The sequence below is a fragment of the Rhodococcus sp. (in: high G+C Gram-positive bacteria) genome (genome assembly GCF_049286785.1).
Taxonomy (GTDB): domain Bacteria; phylum Actinomycetota; class Actinomycetes; order Mycobacteriales; family Mycobacteriaceae; genus Rhodococcus_F.
This window is the reverse complement of record NZ_JBAQEO010000812.1, coordinates 1-3,137: the sequence shown is the minus strand read 5'-3', so window position 1 is coordinate 3,137 and position 3,137 is coordinate 1. Positions and strand designations below refer to the sequence as shown.

3 protein-coding genes and 2 pseudogenes are annotated in these 3,137 nt (G+C 68.8%); 4 read left to right on the top strand and 1 reads right to left on the bottom strand.

Annotated elements, in window-relative coordinates:
• The first annotated feature begins 505 nt into the window (after positions 1-505).
• Entirely contained in the window at positions 506-958 is a 453-nt protein-coding gene (locus tag WAW17_RS29280; protein ID WP_422336356.1) for an SRPBCC family protein, read from the top strand.
• 88 nt (positions 959-1,046) lie between these two features.
• A pseudogene (locus WAW17_RS29275) lies at positions 1,047-1,249 on the top strand (hypothetical protein); the annotation flags it as partial.
• Positions 1,250-1,284: 35 nt separating this feature from the next.
• Here WAW17_RS29275 and WAW17_RS29270 read toward each other — a convergent pair.
• Positions 1,285-1,625 (bottom strand): annotated as a pseudogene (locus WAW17_RS29270) (DUF4158 domain-containing protein); the annotation flags it as partial.
• An 81-nt stretch (positions 1,626-1,706) separates the two neighbouring features.
• Between WAW17_RS29270 and WAW17_RS29265 the strand changes: the two are divergent.
• Complete coding sequence (locus tag WAW17_RS29265; RefSeq protein WP_422336355.1) at positions 1,707-1,937, top strand: metal-sensing transcriptional repressor; 231 nt, start codon at positions 1,707-1,709, stop codon at positions 1,935-1,937.
• Positions 1,938-1,963: 26 nt separating this feature from the next.
• The coding region (locus WAW17_RS29260) for an HAD-IC family P-type ATPase (protein WP_422336354.1) at positions 1,964-3,137 on the top strand (1,174 nt) is incomplete at its 3' end.

Here is a 3,137-nt window from a genome sequence, read left to right as displayed (position 1 = left end):
CATGGGGCACTGCAGAGGGTGACTTCGTCCTCGCTCGCCGCCGACGGGTGGTTCGTAGATTCGATGGTATGAACACGCCGTCTTTCCGCCAGCGCATTAGGTACAACCTGGGCGCGACGTTGCCCGTCAGCATGCAAGAGAGGGTCTGCCGTGACCTCACCGGGCCCGGCGCGAACCGCTCGTGGTTGATCGGCCGCGGCGTCGATGGCCGACTTGTGCATTCGATGGGTGCGGTGCTGGCCGTGGTCACGTTCGTAGCATCGGCCGCGACTGCGCTGGCGGTGGCTTGGATGGCTGGTCCCGGACGTCTGGGGGACCGGTCTCACAGTCGCGGGCGTCCTCGGTTCCACGACGTTGCTCGTGTTGTTCTTCGCACCCACCCTCGTACTCGGCTTCGTCATCGATGCCGGCCTGGTTGCCCTGGCGTTCCAGACAGCCTGGGAGGTGCCGCGGTGACATCGGCTCACGTGCCGCGGGGTGTTGCGGAAGATTGGGCGGCCCGAGCATGACAACCGCCGTACACAGCATTCACATCGACGCCGCCCCCGAGGCCGTGTTCGACCGTATTGCCGACCCGGCCGTCGTTCCAGCAGGCATAACGCTGCAGACAGTCAACGAGTCCAGCCATGGTGTGGGCAACGTCTACGAGTGGACCTATCGGCTCGCCGGGATGCCTTTCCGCGGCGTCACGGTCCACACCGAGTACGTGCCCCATCGGCGGTTCGTGAGCAAGAACCTGGGCCTGGTCGCTGCCACCGTGGTGTTCACCGTCGAGCCGGAAGACGGAGGAACCAGGCTGACCAGGGAAATGGATTTCACGGTCCGTCTCCCACTGCTAGGAAGGCTGCTGGAAAGCCTGATGGTCAAGGCCGCCGACCCCGGCGCCGTAGGTACGCCCGTGTGTCCCCCGCTGGTCGACTACTTCATCCGGCGAGGCGTCGAGCGAGTGGCCGGATGAGGCTGAGATTTGTTTTCGCCCAATCGGTTTCGGGAGCGCTCGAACCAGCGGGAGCAAACGCGGGCGATACGCAGGATGAGGTGAGGTGATGACCGCATCGGTTTCCCGGCTGCCGAATGCGCATCACGCGTTGTCGGCCGGTGAGGTGATGTTGCTGCTCGAAACCGGCCAGCATCGCGATCTGACCGGACGGGATGCCGCTGAGCGGTGGGAGCGGTTCGGGCCGAAACATGTTGGAGGATGGTGCGCCAGTTCCATCATCCGCTCGTCTATGTGCTGTTGGTCGCGGGCCCGTGGTGGCTGTTCGAATGGGAACGCGCCCACGGCGCCGACCTGGCCGAAGCCCGCACCGTCGCCAGCCTCAGATGCGCGGTGCGGGTCCGAGCCCGGCGGCCGTACGAACGGATCTGCGACGCATCGACTTTCAGCTGATCCGCCAACCGGGCCACCGCCACCGGCGGCGCGGCCGCGACTCTTTCCGGCACGAACCCCAACCACGCCAGCGTGCACAACGCCACCGCAAGGCCGAGCTGATCCTCCGGACCACGCCCCCGCCCCGGCGCGAGAACGCAGTATCGGCCGGGGTCAGCGTGAAGAACCGGAACAACTCCTCACGGCTGACCTCCGGGAACTCCCGCAGGCGCGCCAACTCCTCATCCGCGAACACCCGCGTCGCCGCGAAACCCGACCTCCAGCACGCCGACCAACCTCATCGCCAGCCAAGCCAAGCACCTGCTTGCACGCGGTCGTGCGGATGCTCGAGAGCGACCGGTACTGTGTGGACGTGCTGCAGCAGCCGGGGGCGGCGGAGGGTGCGCTGGCCGGGCTCGGCGAGAGGTCCGCGAAGCGCATGTGTGCGGGTGCGTGGTCGATGCGATGTGTGAGGGAGCCGTCGAGGACGCGGCGCGGGAGGCGCTGGCAAGCGGTCTTCGGAGCCCGTCCGCCGGCCGCCGGCGGGGCTGTCAGGGCCATCCCGTGAAGCGCCCGGAAGGAGCGAGGGGATCTATGGGGACGCAGACAGACCTGACGCACCTGCCGCTGCCTGCCGTGCTGGCGGAGCTGGAAGCGTCCGCCGAGGGACTGAGCGGCGGGCAGGCACAGGCACGGCTGGAGCGGTACGGGCCGAACGAGATCGTCGAGGAGCACCGGAACACGGTGCTGGTGTTCCTGGGCTACTTCTGGGCGCCGATCCCATGGATGATCGAGGCCGCTCTGGTGCTGTCCCTGGTCGTGGGGCACTGGACCGACGCAGCGATCGTCGGTGTCCTGCTGTTGATGAACGGCGTAGTGGCCTTCACCGAGGAGCATCAGGCGGCGAACGCCATCGCGGCACTCGAGGAGCAGTTGGCGACCGAGGCCCGAGCGCTGCGGGACGGCGTGTGGGAGGCGGTGCCGGTACGGGAACTGGTGCCCGGTGATGTGATCCGGGTGCGGCTGGGGGATGTGGCACCCGCCGACGCCCGGCTGCTGGAGGATGTGTCGCTGAAGGTGGACCAGTCGGCGCTGACCGGGGAGTCGCTGCCGGTCAACCGGGGCGCCGGGGACGCGCTGTATGCGGGCGCGGTGGTGGTGCGCGGGGAAGCCGACGCTCTCGTCTACGCCACCGGCGCGTCCAGCTTCTTCGGCCGCACCACCGCGCTGGTGCAGAGCGCGGGAACGGTCAGCCACTTCCAGCGCGCGGTCATGCGGATCGGCCACTACCTCATCGTCCTGGCCGTGGCCCTGGTGGCGCTCACCGTGGCGGTATCGGTGGCACGCGGCAACCCGGTGCTGTCGGTGCTGGAGTTCGCCCTGGTGGTCACGATCGCGTCGGTGCCGGTGGCGCTGCCCGCGGTGCTGTCGGTGACCATGGCGGTCGGCGCCCGCCACCTCGCCCGGCAGCATGCCGTGGTCTCCCATCTGCCAGCCGTGGAGGAACTGGGCGGCATTGATGTGCTGTGCTCGGACAAGACCGGCACCCTGACCCAGAACCGGCTCGCCGTCGCGACACCGTGGACCGCGCCGGGAGTCGAGGCCGCCGAACTGCTGGGCGCGGCGGCGCTGGCGTCCCGCGCGGAGGACCGCGACCTGATCGACCTGGCCGTCCTCGCCGCCGCCCCCGGGCAGCTACCGCCGGGCGAGGTCGTGGAGTTCGTCCCGTTCGATCCGGTCTCCAAGCGCACCCAGGCCACCTTCGCAC

Coding starts and splice junctions, on each gene's coding strand:
- WAW17_RS29280 (WP_422336356.1), top strand. CDS start 506: ATGACAACCGCCGTACACAGCATTCACATCGACGCCGCCCCCGAGGCC.